This window comes from Propionibacterium australiense, assembly GCF_003666605.1.
GTDB classification, from domain to species: Bacteria; Actinomycetota; Actinomycetes; order Propionibacteriales; family Propionibacteriaceae; genus Propionibacterium; species Propionibacterium australiense.
Genome location: NZ_RCIV01000014.1, coordinates 17,884 through 40,878, shown reverse-complemented (window position 1 = coordinate 40,878; position 22,995 = coordinate 17,884). Strand labels below are relative to the sequence as shown.

General features: G+C 71.7%; 20 protein-coding genes. 13 read left to right on the top strand and 7 right to left on the bottom strand.

Annotated elements, in window-relative coordinates; translation table 11 throughout:
• Positions 1 to 64 precede the first annotated feature (64 nt).
• From D9T14_RS10090 to mobA, 6 genes are all read right to left on the bottom strand, one after another.
• Entirely contained in the window at positions 65 to 2,023 is a 1,959-nt protein-coding gene (locus D9T14_RS10090; RefSeq protein WP_232012418.1) for an ABC transporter permease, read from the bottom strand.
• A gap of 37 nt (positions 2,024 to 2,060) precedes the next feature.
• A complete protein-coding gene (gene modA / locus D9T14_RS10085; protein WP_119162300.1) occupies positions 2,061 to 2,840 on the bottom strand; it encodes a molybdate ABC transporter substrate-binding protein in 780 nt (259 codons plus the stop codon).
• A gap of 134 nt (positions 2,841 to 2,974) precedes the next feature.
• A complete protein-coding gene (locus tag D9T14_RS10080; protein ID WP_119162299.1) occupies positions 2,975 to 3,376 on the bottom strand; it encodes a TOBE domain-containing protein in 402 nt (133 codons plus the stop codon).
• Positions 3,377 to 3,670: 294 nt separating this feature from the next.
• Positions 3,671 to 4,180, bottom strand: a complete 510-nt coding sequence (locus tag D9T14_RS10075; protein WP_119162298.1) for a molybdopterin-binding protein — start codon at positions 4,178 to 4,180, stop codon at positions 3,671 to 3,673.
• A gap of 227 nt (positions 4,181 to 4,407) precedes the next feature.
• Positions 4,408 to 5,682 (bottom strand): ATP-binding protein, encoded by a 1,275-nt coding sequence (locus D9T14_RS10070; RefSeq protein WP_119162297.1) that lies wholly within the window; start codon positions 5,680 to 5,682, stop codon positions 4,408 to 4,410.
• Between the two features lie 274 nt (positions 5,683 to 5,956).
• A complete protein-coding gene (gene mobA, locus D9T14_RS10065) occupies positions 5,957 to 6,613 on the bottom strand; it encodes a molybdenum cofactor guanylyltransferase (protein WP_374955796.1) in 657 nt (218 codons plus the stop codon).
• A 248-nt stretch (positions 6,614 to 6,861) separates the two neighbouring features.
• Here mobA and moaA point away from each other — a divergent pair, with 248 nt between their 5' ends.
• The 13 genes from moaA (at position 6,862) to D9T14_RS10000 (ending at position 22,400) form a co-directional block, all read left to right on the top strand.
• Positions 6,862 to 7,896, top strand: coding sequence for a GTP 3',8-cyclase MoaA (gene moaA / locus D9T14_RS10060; RefSeq protein WP_119162295.1), 1,035 nt, complete (start codon positions 6,862 to 6,864; stop codon positions 7,894 to 7,896).
• 323 nt (positions 7,897 to 8,219) lie between these two features.
• A complete protein-coding gene (locus D9T14_RS10055; RefSeq protein WP_182482076.1) occupies positions 8,220 to 9,551 on the top strand; it encodes a nitrate/nitrite transporter in 1,332 nt (443 codons plus the stop codon).
• 157 nt (positions 9,552 to 9,708) lie between these two features.
• Complete coding sequence (locus tag D9T14_RS10050) at positions 9,709 to 13,410, top strand: nitrate reductase subunit alpha (protein ID WP_119162314.1); 3,702 nt, start codon at positions 9,709 to 9,711, stop codon at positions 13,408 to 13,410.
• A complete protein-coding gene (narH, locus tag D9T14_RS10045) occupies positions 13,410 to 14,927 on the top strand; it encodes a nitrate reductase subunit beta (RefSeq protein WP_119162294.1) in 1,518 nt (505 codons plus the stop codon). Before D9T14_RS10050 ends, narH begins: the two co-directional genes overlap by 1 nt.
• Before the next feature lie 907 nt (positions 14,928 to 15,834).
• The gene (gene narJ / locus D9T14_RS10040) at positions 15,835 to 16,512 is read left to right on the top strand and encodes a nitrate reductase molybdenum cofactor assembly chaperone (protein ID WP_197720678.1); all 678 of its coding nucleotides are present in this window, start codon (positions 15,835 to 15,837) and stop codon (positions 16,510 to 16,512) included.
• A 4-nt stretch (positions 16,513 to 16,516) separates the two neighbouring features.
• A complete protein-coding gene (gene narI / locus D9T14_RS10035; RefSeq protein WP_119162292.1) occupies positions 16,517 to 17,278 on the top strand; it encodes a respiratory nitrate reductase subunit gamma in 762 nt (253 codons plus the stop codon).
• A 122-nt stretch (positions 17,279 to 17,400) separates the two neighbouring features.
• Positions 17,401 to 18,243, top strand: coding sequence for a helix-turn-helix transcriptional regulator (locus tag D9T14_RS10030; RefSeq protein ID WP_119162291.1), 843 nt, complete (start codon positions 17,401 to 17,403; stop codon positions 18,241 to 18,243).
• Between the two features lie 37 nt (positions 18,244 to 18,280).
• Positions 18,281 to 18,517, top strand: a complete 237-nt coding sequence (locus tag D9T14_RS10025; protein ID WP_119162290.1) for a MoaD/ThiS family protein — start codon at positions 18,281 to 18,283, stop codon at positions 18,515 to 18,517.
• A gap of 77 nt (positions 18,518 to 18,594) precedes the next feature.
• Positions 18,595 to 19,014, top strand: coding sequence for a molybdenum cofactor biosynthesis protein MoaE (locus D9T14_RS10020; RefSeq protein WP_119162289.1), 420 nt, complete (start codon positions 18,595 to 18,597; stop codon positions 19,012 to 19,014).
• A complete protein-coding gene (locus D9T14_RS10015) occupies positions 19,011 to 19,778 on the top strand; it encodes a HesA/MoeB/ThiF family protein (RefSeq protein WP_119162288.1) in 768 nt (255 codons plus the stop codon). The genes D9T14_RS10020 and D9T14_RS10015 overlap by 4 nt, the downstream gene beginning before the upstream one ends.
• 32 nt (positions 19,779 to 19,810) lie before the next feature.
• Entirely contained in the window at positions 19,811 to 21,061 is a 1,251-nt protein-coding gene (locus D9T14_RS10010) for a molybdopterin molybdotransferase MoeA (protein WP_119162287.1), read from the top strand.
• A gap of 38 nt (positions 21,062 to 21,099) precedes the next feature.
• Positions 21,100 to 21,591 carry a cyclic pyranopterin monophosphate synthase MoaC gene (gene moaC / locus D9T14_RS10005; protein WP_119162286.1) on the top strand — a complete coding sequence of 164 codons (492 nt, stop codon included), beginning with the start codon at positions 21,100 to 21,102 and terminating at the stop codon, positions 21,589 to 21,591.
• A gap of 173 nt (positions 21,592 to 21,764) precedes the next feature.
• A complete protein-coding gene (locus tag D9T14_RS10000; RefSeq protein WP_119162285.1) occupies positions 21,765 to 22,400 on the top strand; it encodes a hypothetical protein in 636 nt (211 codons plus the stop codon).
• Between the two features lie 63 nt (positions 22,401 to 22,463).
• Here D9T14_RS10000 and D9T14_RS09995 read toward each other — a convergent pair whose 3' ends face one another.
• Positions 22,464 to 22,994, bottom strand: a complete 531-nt coding sequence (locus tag D9T14_RS09995) for a MogA/MoaB family molybdenum cofactor biosynthesis protein (RefSeq protein WP_182482074.1) — start codon at positions 22,992 to 22,994, stop codon at positions 22,464 to 22,466.
• Position 22,995: the final 1 nt, after the last annotated feature.

The following is a 22,995-nucleotide window of genomic DNA, read 5'->3' as shown; positions in this document are numbered from 1 at the left end:
GGCACCCAGCGACTCAAACAATAATGATTCTTATTACCAGCATAGCTGGGCCGGCGGGAACGGTTCACGCCAGCGGCACGGCCCGCACCTGGGTGGCCTTGACGACGGCCCACAGCCGGCCGCCAGCCGGGGCGCCGAGTTCGGCCCAGGCCGCGGTCGTCACCCGGGCGCGGATGTCGGCGCCGCCGTCCAGCCCCAGCCGGACGCTGACGAGCCCGCCCGCCTCGTCGGCCGCCTCGACGGACCCCGGCAGGGCACTGCGCGGGGACCCGGACGGCGGCTCGGTGTACAGGCTGACCGCCTCGGGGGCGAAGACCATGGCGACGCGGTCCCCCGCCGTGAGCGAGACCCCCTCGGGCAACCGCGCGGCGACGAGCCGGCGGTCTCCGACGGCCACCCCGGGCAGCCCGTCGTCGCCCACGACGAGCGGGCCGTCGACGATGTTGAGCCCGGCCAGCCGGGCGGTGAAGGCGCTTGCCGGGCGGGCGAGCAGCCGGGCCGGTTCGCCCTGCTCGACGAGCCGGCCGTGGTCGAGGACGATCATGGCGTCGGCCAGTTCGAGGGCCTCCAGTACGTCGTGGGTGACGAGTATCGTCGTCGTGCCCGCCCCGGCCAGGCGGGCGGCGAGCACCCGGGTGACGTGGGAGGACGCCTCGACGTCGAGGGCGGCGGTCGGCTCGTCCAGGATGAGGACGGCCGGTTCGAGGGCCAGTGCCCTGGCCAGGGCGACACGCGCCGCCTGGCCCCCGGACAGCTGGGAGCCGCGGCGGGCCGCCAGGTGCGCGCAGCCGACCGCGGCGAGCTGCTCGGCCGCGCCCTGCCGGGCCCGGCGCCGCGGCACGCCCCGGCAGCGCAGCGGGAAGGCGACGTTGTCGAGCACGCTCATGTGGGCAAAGACGTGCGGGTCCTGGCCGAGTATCGTCACGCCGCGGCGGCGGGCCTCGACGAAGCTGCGTTCACCGTCGACGAGCCGGTCGCCGATGCGCAGGGCGCCGCTGTCCAGGCGGAGTCGGCCGGCGACGATCTCGGCGAGCGTCGACTTGCCCGAGCCGTTGTGGCCCATGACCGCGAGCACCTGCCCGGCGGGGATCCGCAGTCTCATGCGCCAGTCCCTGGCCGACAGGCCCCCGTCGACGCTGACCGGCGCGGCGGGCAGGCGGCGGGCCGGTCCGCCGCCGATCGGCCCGGCGGCAGCCTGCTCCCCCTCGCTCACCGAGGCGCTGCGGCGCCCGGGCGTCCACTCGGTGACGGCGACGACGAGGGCGGCCACGACGACGAGCAGGGCACCGAGCGCCAGGGCGTTGTCGGAGTCGGTCTCACGGGCCAGGTAGATCTGCAGCGGCAGGGTGCGGGTGACGCCCTGCAGCGAACCGGCGAAGGTGAGTGTCGCCCCGAACTCGCCCAGGCAGCGGGCCAGCGACAGCGCGGTGCCTCGGGCCAGGGCCGGAGCGACGAGGGGCAGCGTGACCGTGCGCAGCACCCTGGTGGGTCCGGCGCCGAGCGACGCGGCCGTCTCGGCCAGCCCCGGCGGGCGGGACCGCAGGGCGGCCTCGAGGGTGATGACGAGGAAGGGCAGCGAGACGAAGACCTGCGCCATGACGACGGCCAGCGTCGTGAAGCCGACCCGGACGCCCCAGGCCCCTTCGAGCACCTGCCCGACCAGACCGCGACGCCCGAAGGTGGCCAGCAGCGCCAGGCCCGCGACGACCGGCGGCAGCGACAGGGGCAGGGCGACGAGGATGCGGGCGACTCGTACCCCACGCCAGGATCTGGACAGCACGACCGCCAGCGGCACGCCGAGTACGAGGTCGATGACGGTCGCGGCCGCGCAGGTGCGCAGGCTCAGCCAGAGGGCGTCCCGGGATGCCTCACCGGCGATGAGCTCACCGAACCGCCCCCAGGGCACGGCTGCGCCCATGCCGGCGAGTGGGATCACCAGGTAGAGCACGCCGAGCGCGGCCAGCACCGCCAGCCAGGCCGGTACCGGGACGGACGGTGCGGCGCGCCGGGACCGTGCTCTCACTGCCTGTTCTTCTCGGGTCGTTGCGTCCGGGCCGCCGTCAGGCGGCCGGGCTGAAGCCGTACTTGCTCAACGTGGCCTGCCCCGCCTCGGAGAGCACGTGGTCGACGAACTGCTGGGCCAGCTCGGCGTGCTCGCTCTCGTTGACGGTGGCGATCGGGTAGTGGTTGACGACCTGGTCGGCGCCCTCGATCGGCACCTCGGTGACCTGCTCGCCGGCCTCCATGGCGTCGGTGCGGTAGACGATTCCGGCGGTGGCCTCACCACTGGTGACCTTGCCGACCACATCGGTGACCTGCTGCTCCTCGCTCACCGGGTTGAGGGTGACGCCGAGCAACTCGGTCAGCTGCCGGATGGCCGAGCCGCAGGGCACCTCGGGCGCGCAGATGACGAGCTGCGCGGCGTCGAGCGAGTCGTCCAGCCCCGTGACACCGGCCGGGTTTCCGGCGGGTGTGATGAGCGTGAGGACATTGGTGGCGAACTCGGTGGTCTCGCCGACGGCGCCGGCGTCGACGGCCTTGCGCATCGTCGAGGTGTTGGCGGTGGCCAGCACGTCGGCGGGGGCGCCCTGGATGAGCTGGTCGACGAGGGTCTGGGAGCCGGCGTAGTTGAACTGGACGTCGACGCCGGGATGCTCGGCCTCGAAGGCGGCGGCCATCTCGTCGTAGCCGGCCGTCAGCGAGGCGGCGGCGTAGACGGTGAGGACAGTGGTCTTTGCCGCAGAGGAGTCCGAGGCCGAGTCCTCGGACGAGCAGCCGGCCAGGGCCGCGGCGAGTGCGACGGCGAGGCCGGCGGCCCCGATGCGGTGGGAGAGTCTCATGGTGCTCCTTGGGTGTGAGTGTCCCGTGCTGCGGGGCTGTGCGACGTCGGTGGCGAACCGGCCGCAGCGACGGTGCTCCGGTGAGCCGTCTACGGCCGGGCGGTGCGGTATCGGCGGTCCGGGTCTGGACGGCGCTAGGCGGTGACGGGCAGTTCGAGGGAGACGTTGGTCGCCTTCACCTGGGCCACCGCGATGGAACCCACCTCGAGCCCGAGGGCCTCGACGGCCTCGGTGGAGATGAGCGAGACGATGCGGGAGTTTCCGCTCACGAGGTCGACCTGGCTCATGACCGGGTCGGACTTGATGGCGGTGACGATGCCCTGGATGTGGTTGCGCGCCGACTGGAACCGTGAGCCGTCCTCGAGGCCGGCGTGGTCGTGCTGCTGGGCGAGCAGGTGCTCGGCCAGCGAGGCGCCGTCGACGCGCAGCACGTGCTGGTCGTCCTGGCAAGCCTGCACGAGGCCGGTGCTGATCCAGCGGCGCACCGTGTCGTCCGAGACCCCGAGCAGCCTGCTGATGTCGGAAATGCGATGCATTGGCACGAAGAAACCATAGCAAAATCGGATGATTCCGCGAGTTTGACCCGCATCAGCGGATCGACAAGGCGCCCTGCCGCTCCCCGCTTCGGCGCTCGGCTCCGACTCCTTTTGAACGCCTCGTCCGCGAGGGCAGAGCCACAAATCCCCAGCGAAGAACCCACACCCCATGGGCCCGGCACTCGATGCCGTCAGGCGTGACACTTGAGCAACTGCTCAAGGAAGATCGTGAGGAAGTGTGATCCACTACGTCGACACGTCGTTCATCGGGCTCATTCTGAGCCCCGGTGTAGTTCAGCTCTCGGCGAGCTGGATGTAGACGTGGCGCAGCAGCGGCAGCAGGACGTCGAGCGTGTCGTTCATGCCGCCCTTGGAGCCGGGTGAGCAGAGGAGCAGGGCCGCGTCGGGGTCCTTGCCGGTGACGCCGACGACCTCGCGTGAGAGCGGGGCCAGCGGGCTGTGCTCCGCACCGTGGGCGCGGATCAGTTCGGCGACGCCGGGCAGTTCCACCTCGACCAGCTCACGGATGGCCTCGGGGGCGTCGTTGTTGTGGCGGAACCCGGTGCCGCCCAGCACGATGACGAGGCGCCGGCCGGCGGTGATCGCCGCGCGAAGTTCCTCGTCGAGGAGGCGCCTCAGCTCGGGGACGACGCTGAGCGCGACGTCGGACAGGCCCTCGGCCAGGAGCCGGTCGCGGCAGGCCTCCCCTGCGCTGTTCGGGCGCTCACCCGAGATCACCCGGTCGCTCATGACGATGACGGCTGCGGTGATCTGCGACAGGTCGAAGTCGTTGCGGTCGGGCATCTATCGTCCTCTCTGCGCGCCCCGGGCATGTGTCGTCGCACCTGCGTTCAGGGCCCGGATCGCTGCGAACACACCTCATCGCCACTTTAGGCCAGCCGCCGCCCGAGGAATGGTATGACCCCGCCTTGACGCCCGGAGGCCGCCAGGGGCGGCGCGGCGGCACACGACCTGGACGAAGGCCGTTCCCACATTCGGTGGCCAGCGCAGCGTCGGCCGGACGGCAGGGGTCAGCCGAGCATCGCCAAGGGGATGACCGCCACACCGTCCGGGCGCCGGAAGGCGGCCCGCCCGGCGGTGAGCACCACCTTGTCCACCAGTCGGCCGCCCAGCTGGTCACCGAGCCAGTTCAGGTGCCGCACCTCGTGGTCTCCGACGACCCTGGCGAGTTTGACCTCGAAGGCGATGACCGGGCCGTCGAACCGTTCGACGATCAGGTCGACCTCGTGCACGCCGTCGCGTGTTCGCAGGTGGTGCACCTTGGCCTCACAGCCGCTGGCCGCGGCCCGCAGGGACAGGGCCGCCAGAGACTCGAAGAGCTGACCGAAAACCTCACCCGAGCCGGCGACACCGCTGAGCAGCTTCTGCTCGGTGACACCCAACAGGTGTGCCGCCAAGCCGGGATCGCACAGTTGGTGCTTGTCCCCCTTCGTCAGACGTGACAATGGCGCCATCGTCGGCAGCCAAGCGGGAATCGGGTCGAGGATCCACAGCCTGGCCAGCAGTTCCTTGTACACCCGGGCCGTGCTCCTGGCCGGCATGGCGGGCTCCCCCGGAGTGACCGCCCGCATCAGGGTCGCATGGCCAGCAGTCGTCGAGGACGCCGCGGCGAAGGCGCTCAGCCATGCCCTCAGCGAGGCCGGGTGGCGCACCGTGGCACCGAGCTCGGGGATGTCACGGTCGATGATCCGCTCTACGTAACCGTCCAATGCTGCTCGGCGCGCCCGCGGCGACAGTGGGTTGATCCCCGGAAGACCGCTGGCGCAGATCTCCCGTGCGTAGTCGGCGGCCTGGAAGTCCGTCTCACCGCCGATCCGGGCAGCTCCCGCGAACAGCTCGGACAGGAAGATCGTCGGAGTGGTCGACCTGCGTTCCGCAAGCGACAACGGGCGCAATCGCACCGAGACGATACGGCCCGCCCCTGAATGGGTGTCGCCGGTCGTCGGCGTGGCGCTACCAGTCAGGACGAACCTGGTCGCTGCGCCCTTGTCGACGAGCCTGCGCACGCCATCCCAGACCGGCGGGTACTTCTGCCACTCGTCCACGCACAACCGCTCGGCGCGTTGCAACTGGGTCGTCATGTCCAGCTCGACGAGCTGGCGCACCTCGGGGGAGTCGAGTTCGAGAACGTCGTCGACGTGTCGAGAGGCGGTCTCGGTCTTGCCGACCCCCTTGGCGCCATCGATGGCCAATGCCGGGAGTTCGTTGAGGAGCTCCTCGATCTCGCTGTCCAGATAACGCGGCAGATAGCCGTCCGAGGCGTCACCGCCGGGCGTAGCCAGCATGGGCGCATCCCCTCTCAGTCATCCACCAACGCTCAATCGACCATTTCGCCAACCAGCTACGCTCCATTCTGCCATCCTCGAATCAGTCATTTTGCCAACCAGCTACGCTCCATTTCGCCATCCTCGGGTCAGTCATCCAGACCCTCCGACGCCGGGCCGCAGGGGACTGGTCATACCTTGTCAACCACCTGGTTGCCCAGCACCGGGTCGAGCAGCAGGACAGCAGTCGGCACAGGGTGTCACGGCACGTTGCCCGCCCGTCCGGCGACCGGCCTCAGCCGCCCAGCCGGTCGGCCCACCAGGCCAGGTCGGCCGGGCTGTCGAGGTCACGGCACACGTCGGCCGGTACGGGCACCTCGACGAGGTCGAGGACGCGCAGCGTCCGGGTCACCCCGCGGTCGCGGGTCGGCGCAGCGGCGAGCAGTCGGGCGAGCGGTCCGCGCCGGTACAGACCCTGCAGGTACTGCCGATAGGGCTCGGGCGCGCCGCCGACGGGGACCGCGCCGTCGCTGCCCGGGTGCCGGGACAGCGCCCGAACCAGGGGCGGGGCGAGCGCACCGACCGCCGGGGTGTCGACGCCGCACACGAACACCAGCTCGTCCTGGCCGATCGCCTCGGGCAATGCGGCCAGGCCCGCCGCGACACCGGCCAGCGGACCGCCGCCCGGCGGGTCCTCCAAGGTGCGCCGGCACCCCTCGGGCACCTGGACGGAGCCGGGCGCGACAACGACGAGGGCCCCGTCCACGACGGCATCCAGGCCGTCCAGCACCAGGTCGAGCAGCCGCCGCCCGCCCAGGGCGATGTCGGCCTTGCTCATCCCGCCGAGACGTTCGCCGCTGCCGCCGGCGATCACGACCGCATGGACGACCGCGCCGGTCCGGCCGACGGCGACCTGCCCCGCACCCGTGCTCATGCCCCGATCATGCCGCACTGGCCCTCCCCGACGGACCCGGTCCGCGCCACCCACTGTGTTCCGCCGGTTCTCGTGACATGCCCGCGAGGCGGGCACCCCGCTCGAAACCGCCCGGCCGCGAGGACGAGTCCGGGAGCCGGCCACCGTCGAGACCGCGGAGGACGCGACGGCGCGGACCCGGAGCGGGCGACGCCGGCGACCAACCCGCGCCCGGCCCGCCTCGCCGCACTCCCGGCAGGGTCCGTCGCGCGGTTAGAGTCGCAGGCATGAACGCGCAGCAGCACGGCGCCGCGGCAGGCCCCCTCGTCGACCGGTTCGGCCGGGTCGCCCGCGATCTGCGCGTCTCGCTCACCGACCGCTGCACCCTGCGCTGCAGCTACTGCATGCCGCCCGAGGGCCTGGACTGGCTGCCCACCGAGCAGACCCTCACCGGCGAGGAGGTCGTCCGGCTGTGCCGCATCGGCGTCGAACGGCTGGGGATCCGCACGATCCGTTTCACCGGCGGTGAACCGCTGCTGCGCCGTGGTCTTGAGTCGATCATCGCCGCTGCCGCCGAGCTGCGCACCGACCAGGGGCCGGCGCCCGAGCTGGCTCTCACCACGAACGGCCTCGGCCTCGAACACCGGGCGCAGGCCCTGGCGGAGGCCGGCCTGAGCCGCGTCAACGTCTCGCTCGACACGCTCGACGCCGAGCACTACGCGCGGATCACCCACCGCGACCGGCTGCCCGACGTGCTGGCCGGGCTCGCCGCGGCCCAGCGCGCCGGGCTGAGGCCGGTGAAGGTCAACGCGGTGCTGCTGCGCGGGGTCAACGACACCGACGCCCCGGCGCTGCTCGACTTCTGCCTCGATGCGGGCGTCCAGCTGCGCTTCATCGAGCAGATGCCGATCGGCCCGCTCGATGCCTGGCGGCGCGACCGACTCGTCACCGGTGAGGACATCCTCGCCCTGCTCGGCGCCACGCACCGCCTGAGCCCGGCGCCTGCGCAGGACCCGCACGCCCCGGCCCGCCTGTGGCAGGTGGACGGCGACCCCACCCGCACGGTCGGCATCATCGCCTCGGTGAGCGCCCCCTTCTGCGAGGCCTGCGACCGCACCCGGCTGACGGCGGACGGGCAGCTGCGCAGCTGCCTTTTCTCGACAAGCGAAACAGACCTGCGTGGCCCTCTCCGAGCCGGCGCCGACGACGCCATGATCGCCCGGGCCTGGCGGGACGCGATGTGGGCGAAGCCGGCAGCCCACGGCCTCAACAACAGCGAGTTCGCCGCCCCCAGCCGCACCATGAGCCGCATCGGCGGCTGAATATCCCCTGACCACCCCGTTGTGGACCGCACCGGCCCACCCTGGCCGGCCGACACCTGCCACAGCTGGGCGAAGGTTCGGCTCACCAATGGCCGGGGACGCTTCGGGCGGACCCGGGGAGAGGACCCCGCAGCACGGTGGGGGCGACGGCCTCGTCCGCAGGCGCCGGACGAACGCCACCGCACCCGTCGCGCCGAGTGGCCCCCGGAGCCGCCAAAGCACTATTTTTGGCAGTAAATCCGGGTTTATTTCCCATGCGCCGACGGTCCAGTGCCGTGACCGTCAGTTCGAGGCGCACGATCCCGGCGAGCGAGAGGAAGATCATGTCCGCCGCGAAGAGCCAGTCGGCGTCCAAACACGTCATGACCGACTGGAATCCCGAGGACGAGTCCAGCTGGGACTCCAGGCTCGCCTGGCGCACCCTGGCGATATCGACCTACTCGATGATCCTCGCCTTCTGCGTCTGGTTCCTCGTCAGCGCCATCGCCCCGCGACTGGGCGCGATCGGCTTCGACCTCACGACGAGCCAGCTGTACTGGCTCACCGCCATGCCGGGCCTGTCCGGCGGCATCATCCGCCTCATCTACATGTTCCTGCCCCCGGTCGTCGGCACCCGCCGACTGGTCGGCTGGAGTTCCCTGCTGTACGTCATCCCGATGGTCGGCTGGTTCTTCGCCGTTCAGAACCCCGGCACCGCCTACGGCGTCCTCATCGCCCTAGCCATCGCCTGCGGCATCGGCGGCGGCACCTTCTCGGGCTACATGCCCAGCACCGGCTACTTCTTCCCGAAGCGCCTGTCGGGCACCGCCCTCAACCTTCAGGCCGGCATCGGAAACCTCGGCATGTCGGTCATCCAGATGGTCGGCCCGGTCCTCATGACCTTCGGCCTGTTCGGCATCACCTGGATCGCCCCGCAGCACACCAGCAGCGGCGACCTGTGGGTGCACAACGCGGCGATCTTCTTCGTGCCGTGGGCCATCGTTGCCGCCATCCTGGCGTTCGTCTTCCTCAAGGACGTGCCGGTCAAGGCCAACGTCCGTCAGCAGATCGACATCTTCGGCAACCCGAACACCTGGCTGATGACGCTGCTGTACGTCATGACCTTCGGCCTGTTCAGCGGCTTCAGCGCCCAGTTCGGCCTGCTCATCAACAACACCTACGGCGCGACGAGCCGGTTCGCCGGCATGCCGGACCTGCCCACCGGCGCCACCTACGCCTTCCTCGGCCCGCTCATCGCCTCGATCGTCCGGGTCGCCTGGGGCCCGCTGTGCGACCGCTTCGGCGGCGCCCTGTGGACCTTCGTCTCGGGCGTCGGCGTCGCCGGCACCCTCGTCTGGGCGGCCCTGTTCCTCAACCCGAGCGACCCCGGCCAGTTCCCCGGCTTCCTGTGGGCGATGCTCGTGTTCTTCTTCTTCAGCGGCATCGGCAACGCCGGCACCTTCAAGCAGATGCCGATGATCATGCCCCAGCGCCAGGCGGGCGGGGCCATCGGCTTCACCGCCGCCATCGCCTCGTTCGGCCCCTTCTTCGTCGGCGTGGCCCTGTCGAGCATGGCGGCGAGCACCTGGTTCTGGATCTGCGCGGGCTACGCCGCCGTCTGCGCCGTCATCTGCTGGGTGCAGTACGCCCGCCCCAAGGCACCCTTCCCCGGCTGACCGGCCGGCCCCCTCAGAGCTCAATCCCTCAAGGAGTCTCGCCATGAGCACCGACATCAGCGACAGCCCCGCCGGCGGGCAGGCCCGCCCCGGCACCACGGGGGCCAAGGCCTCACGAACCGGCGACGACTCTGCCAAGGCCTCGCCGCTCCTGCGCATGGGCTCGTGGCTGCGCCGCGGCAGGACGGACGCCTCCGGCCGCCAGATCTTCCTCGAAGGCGGCCGGGCGGCCGACGCCTTCTACCGCCAGCGCTGGAGCTACGACAAGATCGCCCGCTCCACGCACGGGGTGAACTGCACCGGCTCGTGCTCGTGGCAGGTCTACGTCAAGGACGGGATCATCACCTGGGAGTCCCAGTTCACCGACTACCCCGGCACCGGGCCGAACATGCCCGAGTACGAGCCCCGCGGCTGCCCGCGCGGCGCCTCGTTCAGCTGGTACGAGTACTCCCCCACCCGCATCAAGTACCCGTACGTGCGCAGCGTCCTGCTGGAGGCCTACCGCGAGGCCAAGCAGCGGCTGGGCGACCCCGTGGACGCGTGGGCCGCGGTCGTCGGCGACCCGGTCACGGCGAAGGCCTACAAGAGTGCCCGCGGCACCGGCGGCATGGTGCGGGTGAGCTGGTCCGAGGCCACCGAGATCGTCGCCGCCGCCTATGTGCACACGATCAAGACCTTCGGCCCCGACCGCATCGCCGGCTTCTCCGTCATCCCCGCCATGAGCATGCTGTCCTACGGCGCGGGGGCCCGCTTCCACGAGCTCATCGGCGCGACGATGCTCAGCTTCTACGACTGGTACGCCGACCTGCCTCCGGCGAGCCCGCAGGTCTTCGGCGACCAGACCGATGTGCCAGAGTCCGGTGACTGGTTCAACAGCCAGTACCTCATCATGTGGGGCTCGAACGTGCCGCTGACCCGCACGCCCGACGCGCACTTCATGGTCGAGGCCCGCTACCACGGTCAGAAGGTCGTCGTCGTGAGCCCCGACTTCGCCGACAACACCAAGTTCGCCGACGACTGGCTGCGGGTGGCCCCCGGCACCGACGGCGCCCTGGCCCTCGCGATGGGCCACGTCATCCTCAGCGAGTTCCACGTGGGACGCCGCGAGCCCATGTTCCTAGACTACATGAAACGCTTCTCCGACGCGCCCTTCCTCATCGAGCTCGACGAGGCCGACGAGACGGCCCGCGCGGGCGCCGGCGGCCTCGGCGAGGCGCCGGCCTTCGTCCCCGGCAAGTTCCTCACCGCCGACAAGATGCCGGCCGGCACCTGCGAGCGCACCGACAATCCCGCATTCCGTCCCCTCGTCCTCGACACCGACGGCACCGTCAAGGACCCCGGCGGCACGCTGGCCGACCACTTCGGCCCCCAGGGCGCCGGGCACTGGAACCTCAACCTGGACGGCGTCGACCCGGTCATGTCGCTCATGGACACCGACGACTGGGAGCCCGCCCAGATCCTGCTGCCGCGCTTCGACCTGCCCGCCGATGACGGTCAGGTCAGCATCGGCGCCGGCGTGGTGCGCCGCGGCGTGCCCGCCCGCCGCGTCAACGGCAGGCTCGTCACCACCGTCTACGACATCCTGCTGGCCCACTACGCGGTGGGCCGCGGGGACCTGCCGGGCGAGTGGCCGACCGGCTACGACGACGCCTCCACCTGCGGCACCCCGGCCTGGCAGGCCGAACTGACCGGCGTCGAGGCGGGCGCGGCCGTCAAGATCGGCCGCGAGTTCGCGCTCAACGCGATCGAGTCGGGCGGCCGCTCGATGATCCTCATGGGCGCCGGCACCAACCACTACCTCCACTCCGACACGATCTACCGCACCTTCCTGGCGCTCACCACGATGTGCGCCACGCAGGGCGTCAACGGCGGCGGCTGGGCCCACTACGTCGGCCAGGAGAAGGTGCGTCCGATCACCGGCTGGGCGAACTACACCTTCGCCCTCGACTGGCAGCGCCCGGCCCGGCAGATGATCTCGACCGGCTGGTACTACCTGACCACCGACCAGTGGCGCTACGACGGGGCGCGGGCCGAACGGATGGCCAGCCCGCTGGGCGCCCGCACCCTGGCGGGCAAGACGACCGCCGACTGTCTCGTCGAGTCCGCCCAGCGCGGCTGGATGCCGAGCTACCCGACCTTCGACCGCTCCCCGCTCGACCTCGGCGACGCCGCCGCCGCGGCCGGCACGACCCCGGGCGAGTACGTCGCCCAGGAACTGGCGGCGGGCCGGCTGCACTTCGCCGCCGAGGACCCGGACGCCGACGAGAACGTGCCGCGCATCCTGGCGAACTGGCGCACGAACCTGCTCGGCTCCTCGGCGAAGGGCACCGAGTTCTTCCTGCGCCACATGCTCGGCGCCAACAACGACGTCAACGCCACCGAGCTGCCGCCCGGGCAGCGCCCGGTCACCATGACCTGGCGCGAGGAGGCGCCCGCCGGCAAGCTCGACCTCATGTGGACGGCCGACTTCCGCAACACGAGCACGACACTGCACTCGGACGTCGTCCTGCCGGCCGCCACCTGGTACGAGAAGAACGACCTGTCGAGCACCGACATGCACCCCTTCGTGCACCCGTTCACCCCGGCCGTCGACCCGCCGTGGGAGGCCCGCACCGACTTCGAGCTCTACCGCACCCTGGCCCACCTCGTCTCGAAGCTGGCCGCCGGGCACCTGGGCAGGCACGTCGACGCCGTCGCCGCCCCACTCGGCCACGACAGCCCCGACGAGCTCACCACACCCGGCGGCGCCGTGAACGACCGCGAGGGCTGGGTCCCCGGGGTGACGATGCCGAAGATCGTCGGCGTCGAACGCGACTACGCGAGGATCGGCGAGAAGTTCGAGACCCTCGGCCCGCTGACCGACGGGGCCGGCATGGTCACCAAGGGCATCGCCTACCATCCCGACCGCGAGGTCGCCGAACTCGGTGACCGCAACGGCCGGGCACGCAGCGGCGCCGGGAAGGGCCGCCCGCTGCTCGACACCGACGAGAAGGCGATCAACGCGATCCTGGCGCTGTCGGGCACGACGAACGGGCGCCTGGCCACCGAGGGCTTCCGCGCGCTGGAGCAGCGCACCGGCACGACGATGGCCGACCTGTCCGCCGGTGACGAGGAGAAACGCATCACCTTCACCGACATCGTCATCCAGCCGCGCTCGGTCATCACCTCGCCGGAGTGGTCGGGCTCGGAGCACGGCGGGCGCCGCTACTCGGCGTTCGTGCAGAACCTGGAGCGCCACAAGCCGTGGCACACGCTGACCGGCCGCCCGCAGTTCTACGTCGACCACGACTGGATGCGCGACATGGGCGAGTGCCTGCCCGTGTTCCGCCCGCCGGTGAACCTGCAGCAGCTGTACGGCGAACGCCCGGTCGGCTACCAGGGCGTCTCGGCCGAGGGCACCGCCGAGGTGGCCGTGCGCTATCTGACGATCCACAACAAGTGGGCCATCCACTCCCAGTACTACGACAACCCGCACATGCTCACGCTCGGCCGCGGCGGCCAGACGATCTGGATGAGCCCGGCCGACGCCGACAAGATCGGCGTGCGCGACAACGAGTGGGTTGAGGCGTACAACCGCAACGGCATCGTCGCGGCCCGCGCGATCGTGAGCCACCGCGTGCCCGAGGGCACCGTGTTCATGCACCACGCCCAGGAGCGGGTGGCGAACACCCCGCTCACCGAGCGCAGCGGCCGCCGCGGCGGCATCCACAACTCGCTGACCCGTATCCTCCTCAAGCCGAGCCACCTCATCGGCGGGTACGCCCAGTTCTCCTATGCGTTCAACTACTACGGCCCCACCGGCAACCAGCGTGACGAGGTCACGCTGATCCGCCGCCGCAGCCAGGAGGTGCAGTTCTGATGAAGGTCATGGCCCAGATCGCCATGGTGATGAACCTGGACAAGTGCATCGGCTGCCACACCTGCTCGGTCACCTGCAAGCAGGCGTGGACCAACCGCGAGGGCACCGAGTACATGTGGTTCAACAACGTGGAGACCCGTCCCGGTGTCGGCTACCCGCACGGCTGGGAGGACCAGGAGAACTGGCACGGCGGCTGGCGGCGCACCGCCTCCGGCAGGGTCGTGCCCCGCCTCGGCGGGCACCTGTCGACGCTGGCGAAGATCTTCGCCAACCCGTACCTGCCCGGCATGGACGACTACTACGAGCCGTGGACCTACGACTACGACAAGCTGCTGGGCGCCCCGGCCGGCCAGAAGAACATCCCGACGGCCCGCGCCCGCTCCCAGATCACCGGCCGGCCGATCGACACGATCGAGTGGGGCCCCAACTGGGACGACGACCTCGGCGGCTCGCTGGAGACGCTCGACACCGACCCGGTGCTGCGGCAGATGAACCTTCAGGTCTCGAAGGCCATCGAGGACTCGTTCATGTTCTACCTGCCGCGCATCTGCGAGCACTGCCTCAACCCGACGTGCGTCTCGGTGTGCCCCTCGGGCGCCATGTACAAGCGGGCCGAGGACGGCATCGTGCTCGTCGACCAGGACAAGTGCCGCGGCTGGCGCATGTGCGTGTCGGGCTGCCCGTACAAGAAGGTCTACTTCAACCACGAGACCCACAAGGCCGAGAAGTGCACGCTGTGCTACCCGCGGCTCGAGGCCGGCCAGCCCACGATCTGCTCCGAGACCTGCGTCGGGCGGCTGCGCTACCTCGGTGTCGTGCTCTACGACGCCGACCGCGTCGACTGGGCGGTCTCGCGGCCGGAGCCGACCGAGCTGTACGCCGCCCAGCGCGAGATCCTGCTCGACCCGCACGAGCCCGAGGTGATCTCGCAGGCCAGGGCGAACGGCGTGCCGCACTCGTGGCTCGTCGCCGCCCAGGAGTCGCCCGTCCACAAGCTCATCAGCGACTACGAGCTGGCGCTGCCACTGCACCCGGAGTACCGCACGATGCCGATGGTCTGGTACATCCCGCCGCTGTCGCCCGTCGTGGACGCGGTGACCGCCTCGGGCAGCGACGGGGAGAACCACCGGGTGCTGCTGTCGGCGCTCGCGCAGATGCGCATCCCGCTGGAGTACCTCGCCGGCCTGTTCACCGCCGGCGACACCGCCCCGGTGGAGCGCTCGCTGCGCCGCCTGGCCGCGATGCGCTCGTACCTGCGGGACGTCTTCATGGGCGCCGAGGGCGACGAGGAGATCCCCGCCGCCGTCGGCATGACGGGCCAGGACATGGAGGACATGTACCGGCTGCTGTCGATCGCCAAGTACGACGACCGCTTCGTCATCCCGACGACGCACTCGGAGCTGCCGCGCGGCATCGCCCAGCTCGAGGGCTGCCCCATCCGCGGTTTCGACGACGACGCCTTCTTCCCGACGGCCCGCGGCACCGGCCGCCCGTCGATTCCCCTGCAGGTGCTGTGATGAACGCCCCCGGCACCTTGCCTCCAGCGGCCCCACAACTGCTACGCCCACCGCAGGGCGCCCGCGGGGTGTGGGAGCCCCTGCCCACCCAGGAGCCCACAACCGCCGCGTTCACCGCGGGACCTCCGCGGGATCTGGGACATCTGCTCTCGCAGAACCCCACCACTGCATTCGCGCTGGGCGCCGCTGAGCGACCGCGGGGTGTGGGGGCCCCTGCCCGCCCGCCGACTGTCGGCCCCGACGGGCCGACGTCGGATGCCCGCAGCCGAGCCCTGCAGGGGCCCCCACACCCCGCTCGGTCAACCTGTCAGTGCAGTTGCTGCATGGACCGACCGGGATTGGTTCTGCAGGGACCCCACACCCCGCTCGGTCAACCTGTCAGTGCAGTTGCTGCATGGACCGACCGGGATTGGTTCTGCGGGGACCACGCACCCCGTGTGGTTGCCCCACCGGTGCAGCCGCTGCGGACGCAACCACGAACCTGGCACAGCAGGTCCCGAGCCCCACTCAGCCAAACTGTCGACGCAGTACAGGGTGGTGCCGGGGAGTGCCTTCAGGGCTCGGCTCCGGGCATCTGCGCCTCGGGGCTGCCACGCCCCGAGGCGCAGCGGGCGGGAAGGCACCCCCGCACCACCCGGGCACCCCGGCAAGAAGCCCCTCACCGAACAGGGCGGACAGCTCCCGGCAGCGCCCGATCGTTGCAGCATCACCCGGTCGGCAACGGGTCCTTCCCTGGGTGGAGCAGTCACCACACGGTCGTTGCAGCATCACCCGTGGCCGCACCGCTCATGCAGAGAGGCCGCCACGACGAGGAGGTTCCGGCATGAGTGAGGTCTTCATGGGGGCGCCGCGCATACCCGTGCGGCGGCACGTGCCGGCCAGCCGCACCCAGCGGCAGGCCGTCGAGATGGCCTGCTCGCTGCTGCTGGACTACCCGGCCGACGAGCTGGCCGACCAGATCGGAGCCGTCCGCGCCGAACTCGCCGGGCTGCCCGCCCCGGTCGCCGGGCACATCGAGGCGTTCTGCGCCCGCACCGAGACGCTCGGGCTGCGCTCCCTGCGCGAGCACTACGTCGAGACCTTCGACCAGCGGCGCCGGTGCGCGCTGTACCTGAGCTACTACGCCGAGGGCGACACCCGCGGACGCGGCCAGGCCATCTGGGCCTTCCGGGAGATCATGCGGGCAGCCGGCTTCGAGCAGCGACGCGAGGAGCTGACCGACTACCTGCCGATCGTCCTCGAGTTCGCCGCCCTCGACGAGCAGGGCATGGGCGAGGAACTGCTCCAGACCCACCGCGAGGGCCTGGAGGTCATCCGGGCCGCCCTGGTCGAGGTCGGATCGCCCTACGCCGAGCTGCTGGAGGCGCTCGTGGCGGTCCTGCCCGAGCCCGACGCCGCGACCATCGCCTCGTACCACAAGCTCATCAGCCAGGGCCCGCCGACCGAGCTCGTGGGCCTGTCCGCAGGACCGGCGGGCGGCATGGCCGCCTCGTCCGGAACCCTGCTCAACCCGCTCGACGGACGCCCGGCAGCCGATGCGGGGGCCGTCCCGTCCGAGTCAGCGACGTTCCCGAAGGAGGGCTAACGCCATGTCCGCCGCCTCGATCCTGGCCTGGGTCGTTCTGCCGTATCTGTCGATCGTCCTGCTCGTCGTGGGGCTCGTCTGGCGCTTCCGCACCGACCAGTTCGGGTGGACGAGCAAGTCGAGCCAGTGGCAGGAGAGCACGATCCTGCGCTGGAGTTCACCGCTGTTCCACCTGGGCATCCTGTTCGTCGCCATCGGCCACGTCATGGGGCTGGCGATCCCCCAGAGCCTGACCGACACGCTGGGCGTCTCGCACCACCTCTACCACCTCATTGCGACGATCCCCGGCTCCATCGCCGGCGCCGCCGCCGTGATCGGCCTGCTCGGGCTGCTGTACCGCCGCATCGTCGTGACATCGGTGCGGCTCAACACCTCGAGGACCGACGTCCTCACCTACGTGCTGCTGACCATCCCGATCGTGCTGGGCGCCATCGCCACCTTCAGCACGCAGGTCTTCGGCTCCCCCGGCGGCTACAACTACCGCGAGACGATCTCGGTCTGGTTCCGCTCCATCCCGATGCTGCACCCGCAGCCCGAGCTCATGGCCGACGTGCCGATGGCCTTCAAGCTGCACATCATCGCCGGCATGCTGCTGTTCTGCATCTGGCCGTTCACCAAGCTCGTCCACGTCGTCTCGGCCCCGGTCGGCTACGTGACGCGCCCGAACGTCGTCTACCGCTCCCGCGAGAGCGGCCGGGTGGCCTCGGCCCCGGCCGCCAGGGGCTGGGACCGTCCGTTCGAGAAGACCGACGCGAGGAGGCGTTGAACCGGCAACCCGCCACAGGCGCGCGGCCGACCCAGCCGCACGCGCGGCACGTCCCATTCACGGTCCGTTCTTCCCCGGCACCTTAGAATCGGAGCAGCGGACAGCGACCGAAGGGCCCTCTCATGGCTAGTGACTATCGAGCACCTGCGGACTGCGCATGCGGCCACGAGGGGCATCAGCGCGATGCGGACGTGCCCGATCTGAGCAGGACGCTCAGGGTGATGGCCCAGCTGACCTCGGCCCAGCAGGCCCTGCTGCGCCGCATCGCCGCACATGCCGAGCCCGTCACGGTCACCCAGCTGGCGAACGAGTCCGGGCTGCACCCGAACTCGGTGCGCGAGACGCTCGACGCGCTCGTCCACCTCGGCCTGGTCACCTGTGAGCAGATGCCGATCAGGGGCCGGGGAAGGCCCGCCCTGGGCTACCAGAGCTACACCCCGGCCGACCCGGCCTTCCCCGCCCGGATGCTCGCCCAGGTCAGTCATTCGATGTTCACCTGGCTCACCGCTCACGTGGCCGACCCGCGTCAGGCGGCCCACGAGATGGGCCGCTACTGGGCCGACGACGCGCTGGCCATGATGCACGTGCCCGACCACACGCAGCTACGGCCCTCCGGGGACTTCACCCTGGCGGGGCACCTCAACAAGATGCGCCTGTTCCTCGTCTCGCTCGGTTTCGCGGCCCAGCCGCATCCGCGGATCGACACCGGGCTGGTGCTGCTCGGCTGCCCGTTCGGCTGCACCGACGAGTCCTGCCCCGACTCGCTGGCCCTCGAGATGCGCACCGGCATGGTCGAACGGGTCATCGAGCGCACCGCGAGCGCCATGGCGGACTCCCAGATCATGGTCGACGTGAACCACCCGCTGCGCTGCGAGATCATCTTCACCGTCAAGGGCGAGCTGGCCGACCACGAACAGGCCGTCGACACCGGCGGGGGCTCGCAGGCGAAGGCCGAGGCCTCGTGAGCACCAGGCCGGGGCAGGAACCGATCGGGGAGGACCGATGATCACGGTGCGTTACTTCGGGGGCGCGGCCGAGGCGGCCGGCGCCCAGACCGAGCAGTGCACGCCGGTGTCCCGTCTCGACGAGCTGACCAGCGCCCTGGCCCAGACCCACCCGGGGCTGGAGCCCGTGCTGGCCGTGTGCAGCTTCATGGTGAACGAGCAATCCGCCCCCGCCGACGCCCCGCTCCCCGAGGACGCGCTCGTCGACGTCCTGCCGCCCTTCGCCGGCGGCTGAGCCCCGGCGTCGCACCAGTCATCACCCGACCCGTCCACTGGTCCGGGCCCGCCGGCCCGGAGGTCCGAAGGCACGACATGAGTTCTGTTCAGTCCGGTATCACCGCAGAGGTGCTCGACCCGGCCGCACTGTGCGAGCGGGTCGGGGACGACCGCGCCGGTGCGGTGGCCGGCTTCGTCGGTGCCGTCCGCAACCACGACGCGGGCAGGCCGGTCACGGCCATCGACTACTCGGCCCACCCGACCGCCGGCCGCATCCTCGACGAGATCTGCCGCCGCATCGGCGAACGCGAGGGCGTCCACGCCGTCGGCGCCTGGCACCGCACCGGCCGGCTCGTGGTCGGTGACGTCGCGCTGGTCGTGGCCGTCGCCGCCGAGCACCGCGGTCAGGCCTTCGCGGCGACGAGCGAACTGGTCGACCTCGTCAAGGCGGAGCTGCCGGCGTGGAAGTGCCAGTGGCTGCCCGACGGCACCCACGTCTGGTCCGGTATCGCATGAGCGTGCGCGTCCCGCTGCGCAATCCGGTCGAGCCGCTCGGGGACGCGGCGTTGGCCCGCCAGCGCCGCACCTGGCTCGTACGGGGCATCGGAGAGCAGGGGCAGGCCCGGCTGGCGGCCGCACGCGTCCTCGTCATCGGGGCCGGCGGGCTGGGCTCCCCCGTACTGGCCTACCTGGCCGCCGCGGGGGTCGGGACGCTGGGCGTGTGTGACTCCGACGTCGTCGAGCTGTCGAACCTGCAGCGCCAGCTGCTGCACGGCGAGGCCGACGTCGGCGTACCCAAGCCGGCCAGTGCCGCCGCCCGCCTGGGCGGGCTCAACTCGGCCGTGCGCGTCGAGCAGTACCCGCACGCGACGCGGGCCTTCCTCGACGAGCACGGCACCTGCTGGGACGTCGTCGTGGACTGCACCGACAGCTTCACCGCCAAGTACCTGGTGGCCGACTGGGCCGCCGACGCCGGGGTCCCGCTCGTCTGGGGCACCGTCGTGGGCACGGCCTTCCAGCTGGCGGTGTTCTGGTCGCAGCCCCCGGCGGGCCTGCCGGCGACGAGCCTGCGCAGCCTGCACCCGGTCGTGCCCGGGCCGGGCACGACACCGACGAGCAGCAGGGTGGGCGTGCTGGGGCCGGTCGTCGGGCAGGCCGGCACGGCGATGGCCACCGAGATCATCAAGCTCATCACCGGCGCCGGCAGCCCGCTCATCGGGCAGGTCCTCGTCGGCGATGCCGCGCAGAACCGTTACCAGACGCTGCGGTACGCGCACTGACGGCGCAGGATCCACGACAAGGAGGCAGAGGCATGGACGAGCCACTGAGCGTCGACGAGCACCGGGCTCTCATCGAGGCACGGATCGAGGTGCCGGACACCGTCACCCGGGCCCTGGACGAGTGCCTGGGGCTCGTGCTGGCCCGTGACGTGACCGCACTGCTGCCCGTGCCGCCGTTCACGAACTCCGCGATGGACGGCTTCGCCGTGCGGCACGCCGACGTCGCCGGGGCCTGCGCCGAGCACCCGGCGCGGCTGCCCGTCATCGCGGACGTGCCCGCCGGCGACCCCGCCGCGACGCCGCTGCGGGCCGGCACCGCCGAACGCATCATGACCGGCGCGCTCATGCCCGCCGGCGCCGACACCGTCGTCCGCGTCGAGGACACCGACCACCCGGCCGGCACGGCCGATGCGCCGGGCACCGTCACGATCCATGCCGCCCCGGAGCCTGGCGCGAACGTGCGGCACGCCGGTGAGGACGTCGCGGCCGGCGACCCGGTGCTGGGCGCCGGCTCCCTGCTCGACGCTGCGTGCCTCGCCGCCGCGGCCTCGGTCGGTCACACGGCGCTGCACGTGCACCCGCGGCCGCGGGTCGGGGTGCTGGCCACCGGCTCGGAGCTGCGCGCGGCCGGCGAGCCGCTCGCGCCGGGCCAGATCCCCGACTCGAACTCGCCCCTGCTGGCCGGCCTGGTCCGCGAGGCCGGTGGCGAGCTCGTCGCGGCCGGGCGGGTGCCGGACGACCCGGCCCGGCTCACCGGCCTCCTCGCCGGCTGGCCCTCCCTCGACCTGGTCGTCACCGCCGGGGGCATCTCCGAGGGCGCCTACGAGGTCGTGCGCCGGGCGCTAGCGGGCGACGGCGCCCGGTTCCACCACGTCGCCCAGCAGCCGGGCGGCCCGCAGGGCGTCGCCACGGCGCAGGTGGCGGGCCGCCCCACCCCGGTGCTGTGCCTGCCGGGCAACCCGGTGAGCGTGTGGGTCAGTTTCCACGTCTACGTCGCCGGTGCGCTGCGGGTGCTGGCCGGGCGCGCCGGCTCGACCGCCTCGGGGACCAGCCGCGTCGTGGCCGACGCGCCGTGGACGGGCCCGGCGCGAAAGGTGCAGTTCATCCCGGTCGCCCGCAGCGGCGAGCGGGTTCGCCCGGTGCACCCGCTGGGCTCTGGCTCCCACCTGGTGGCGTCCCTGCCGCGGGCCGACGGTCTCGCCGTCGTCCCGGTCGGCATCGGCCGGGTGAGCCCGGGCATGGAGCTTGACTTCATCGCCGCGCCGGCGCATGGTGGCCGCTGACCAGGTGTTCCGTCCAGCCATCGATGCGAGGGGCCGACATGAGCGATGAACCGACCCGGCTGCCGCACCTGCGGGGCGACGGCACCGCCTTCATGGTCGACGTGACCGCCAAGACGCCGAGCGTGCGCGAGGCCACCGCCGTCGCGGAGGTCGGCTGTTCGCCGCGGGTCATGGCGGCGCTGCGCGAGGGCACCGTGCCGAAGGGCGACGTGCTGGCCGTGGCGCGGGTCGCCGGGATCATGGCGGCCAAGCGCACACCCGACCTGCTGCCGCTGGCACACCGCATCGGCGTGCACGGCTGCGAGGTCGACCTGTCGCTCGCCGACGACCACGTCGCCATCACCGCGACGGTCCGCACAGCCGACCGCACCGGCGTCGAGATGGAGGCGCTGACCGCCGTGACGGTGGCCGCACTGGCCGTCGTCGACATGATCAAGGGCGTCGACCGCTCGGCCGTCATCCGCCGGGCGCTCATCACCGGCAAGTCCGGTGGGCGCTCAGGCGACTGGACCCGCCCCGCCGGGAGCTGAACCGGGCCCGCCCCAGGCGGCGAGCCCCGCGTGTTCGCCGCACGACCGGCGCCCTGCCCGCCTCCGACCCCGGCGGGTGAGCCCCCATCCGCCCCTGGTGACGCGGAGCCGGGCTGACACACGAGCGTCACCGGATACCATGCTGAGGTGTTCGCTGCGGTGAGGAGGCCGGGATGAGTTACGGCGCGGTGATCATGATCGCGATCCTCGGGTTCGTCGTCGCCCTCGCGATGGGGGCCGCGGCCAAGGACGGACGCGACGAGAGGGCCGAGCAGGCCGCCGGCGAGCTGGGCCTGGAGTTCATCGGCGACGACCCGGAGCTCGGCGCCACAGTGAGAGGGCTGGTCGGCATCTGGGAGCGGGCCGGCGCCGAGCAGGTCGTCACCCTCAGCGGCGTCCGCTACGGGAACCTGACCTGGACGACCAGCGAGTACAACGGGGACCAGCATTTCGTCCACAACCACGTCAAGAGCTTCATGGTCTACCCGGTGCTGGCCGGCTTCCCCGCGACGCGCATCCGCCGCGAGGGGCTGCTGAGCCTGCCGTTCAACGACATCAACACCGAGGACGAGGCATTCAACCGCGAGTGGGACATCACCGGCGACGACGAGGCGTTCGCGCTGGCCCTGCTCACCCCGCAGGTGCGGGCCTGGGTCACCGCGATGCCCTTCGAGCAGCTGTACCTGACGACGTCCGGGCAGGTCGTCGGCTACGACGCCGGCCGCTACGACGCCCACCGCTTCGGTGTGCTGCGCGACGCGCTGGAGGAGTTCGTCTCCCTCATCCCAGCCGAACTGCTGCACCGCTGAGCCTCATCGCCCTGCGGTTCTCGTGCCATGACGCACAAGGACCGCAGGGTGCGGGGCGCCGGGTCACTGGGCGGGGTGGTCTCCGCCGCCGAGCTGATCGAGGACGTGGCCGATCAGCGGCGCGATGACGGCGACTGTGTCGCGCACCCCGCCCGGCGAGCCGGGCGCGTTGACGACGAGCGCGGCGCCGGGACCGCGCCCGGTGACGCCGGCGAGCCCACGGCTGAGGGAGGCGGCCGGTGCGGTGGCCTCGCCGCGACGCCGGATCGCCTCGGCCAGCCCGTCGAGGCGGGCGCTGAGCAGGGGCGCGGTGGCCTCGGGCGTCATGTCGCGGGGGCCGATGCCGGTGCCGCCGGTGGTCACCACGACGCGGCAGCCGTCGTCGAGCGCCGATCCGATGGCGGCCCGGACCGGTTCGATGCCGTCGGGCACGACGACGACCGGGCCGACCGCCAGGCCGGCCTCGGCGAGCAGCCGGGCCGCGAGGGGCCCGGACAGGTCCTCGCGGTCGCCCCCGGCACAGCGATCGGAGACGGTGATGACCCGCGCGGCAACGCCTTCCGCGGGTGCCGTGCCCTCGGTGGACGAGCCCACG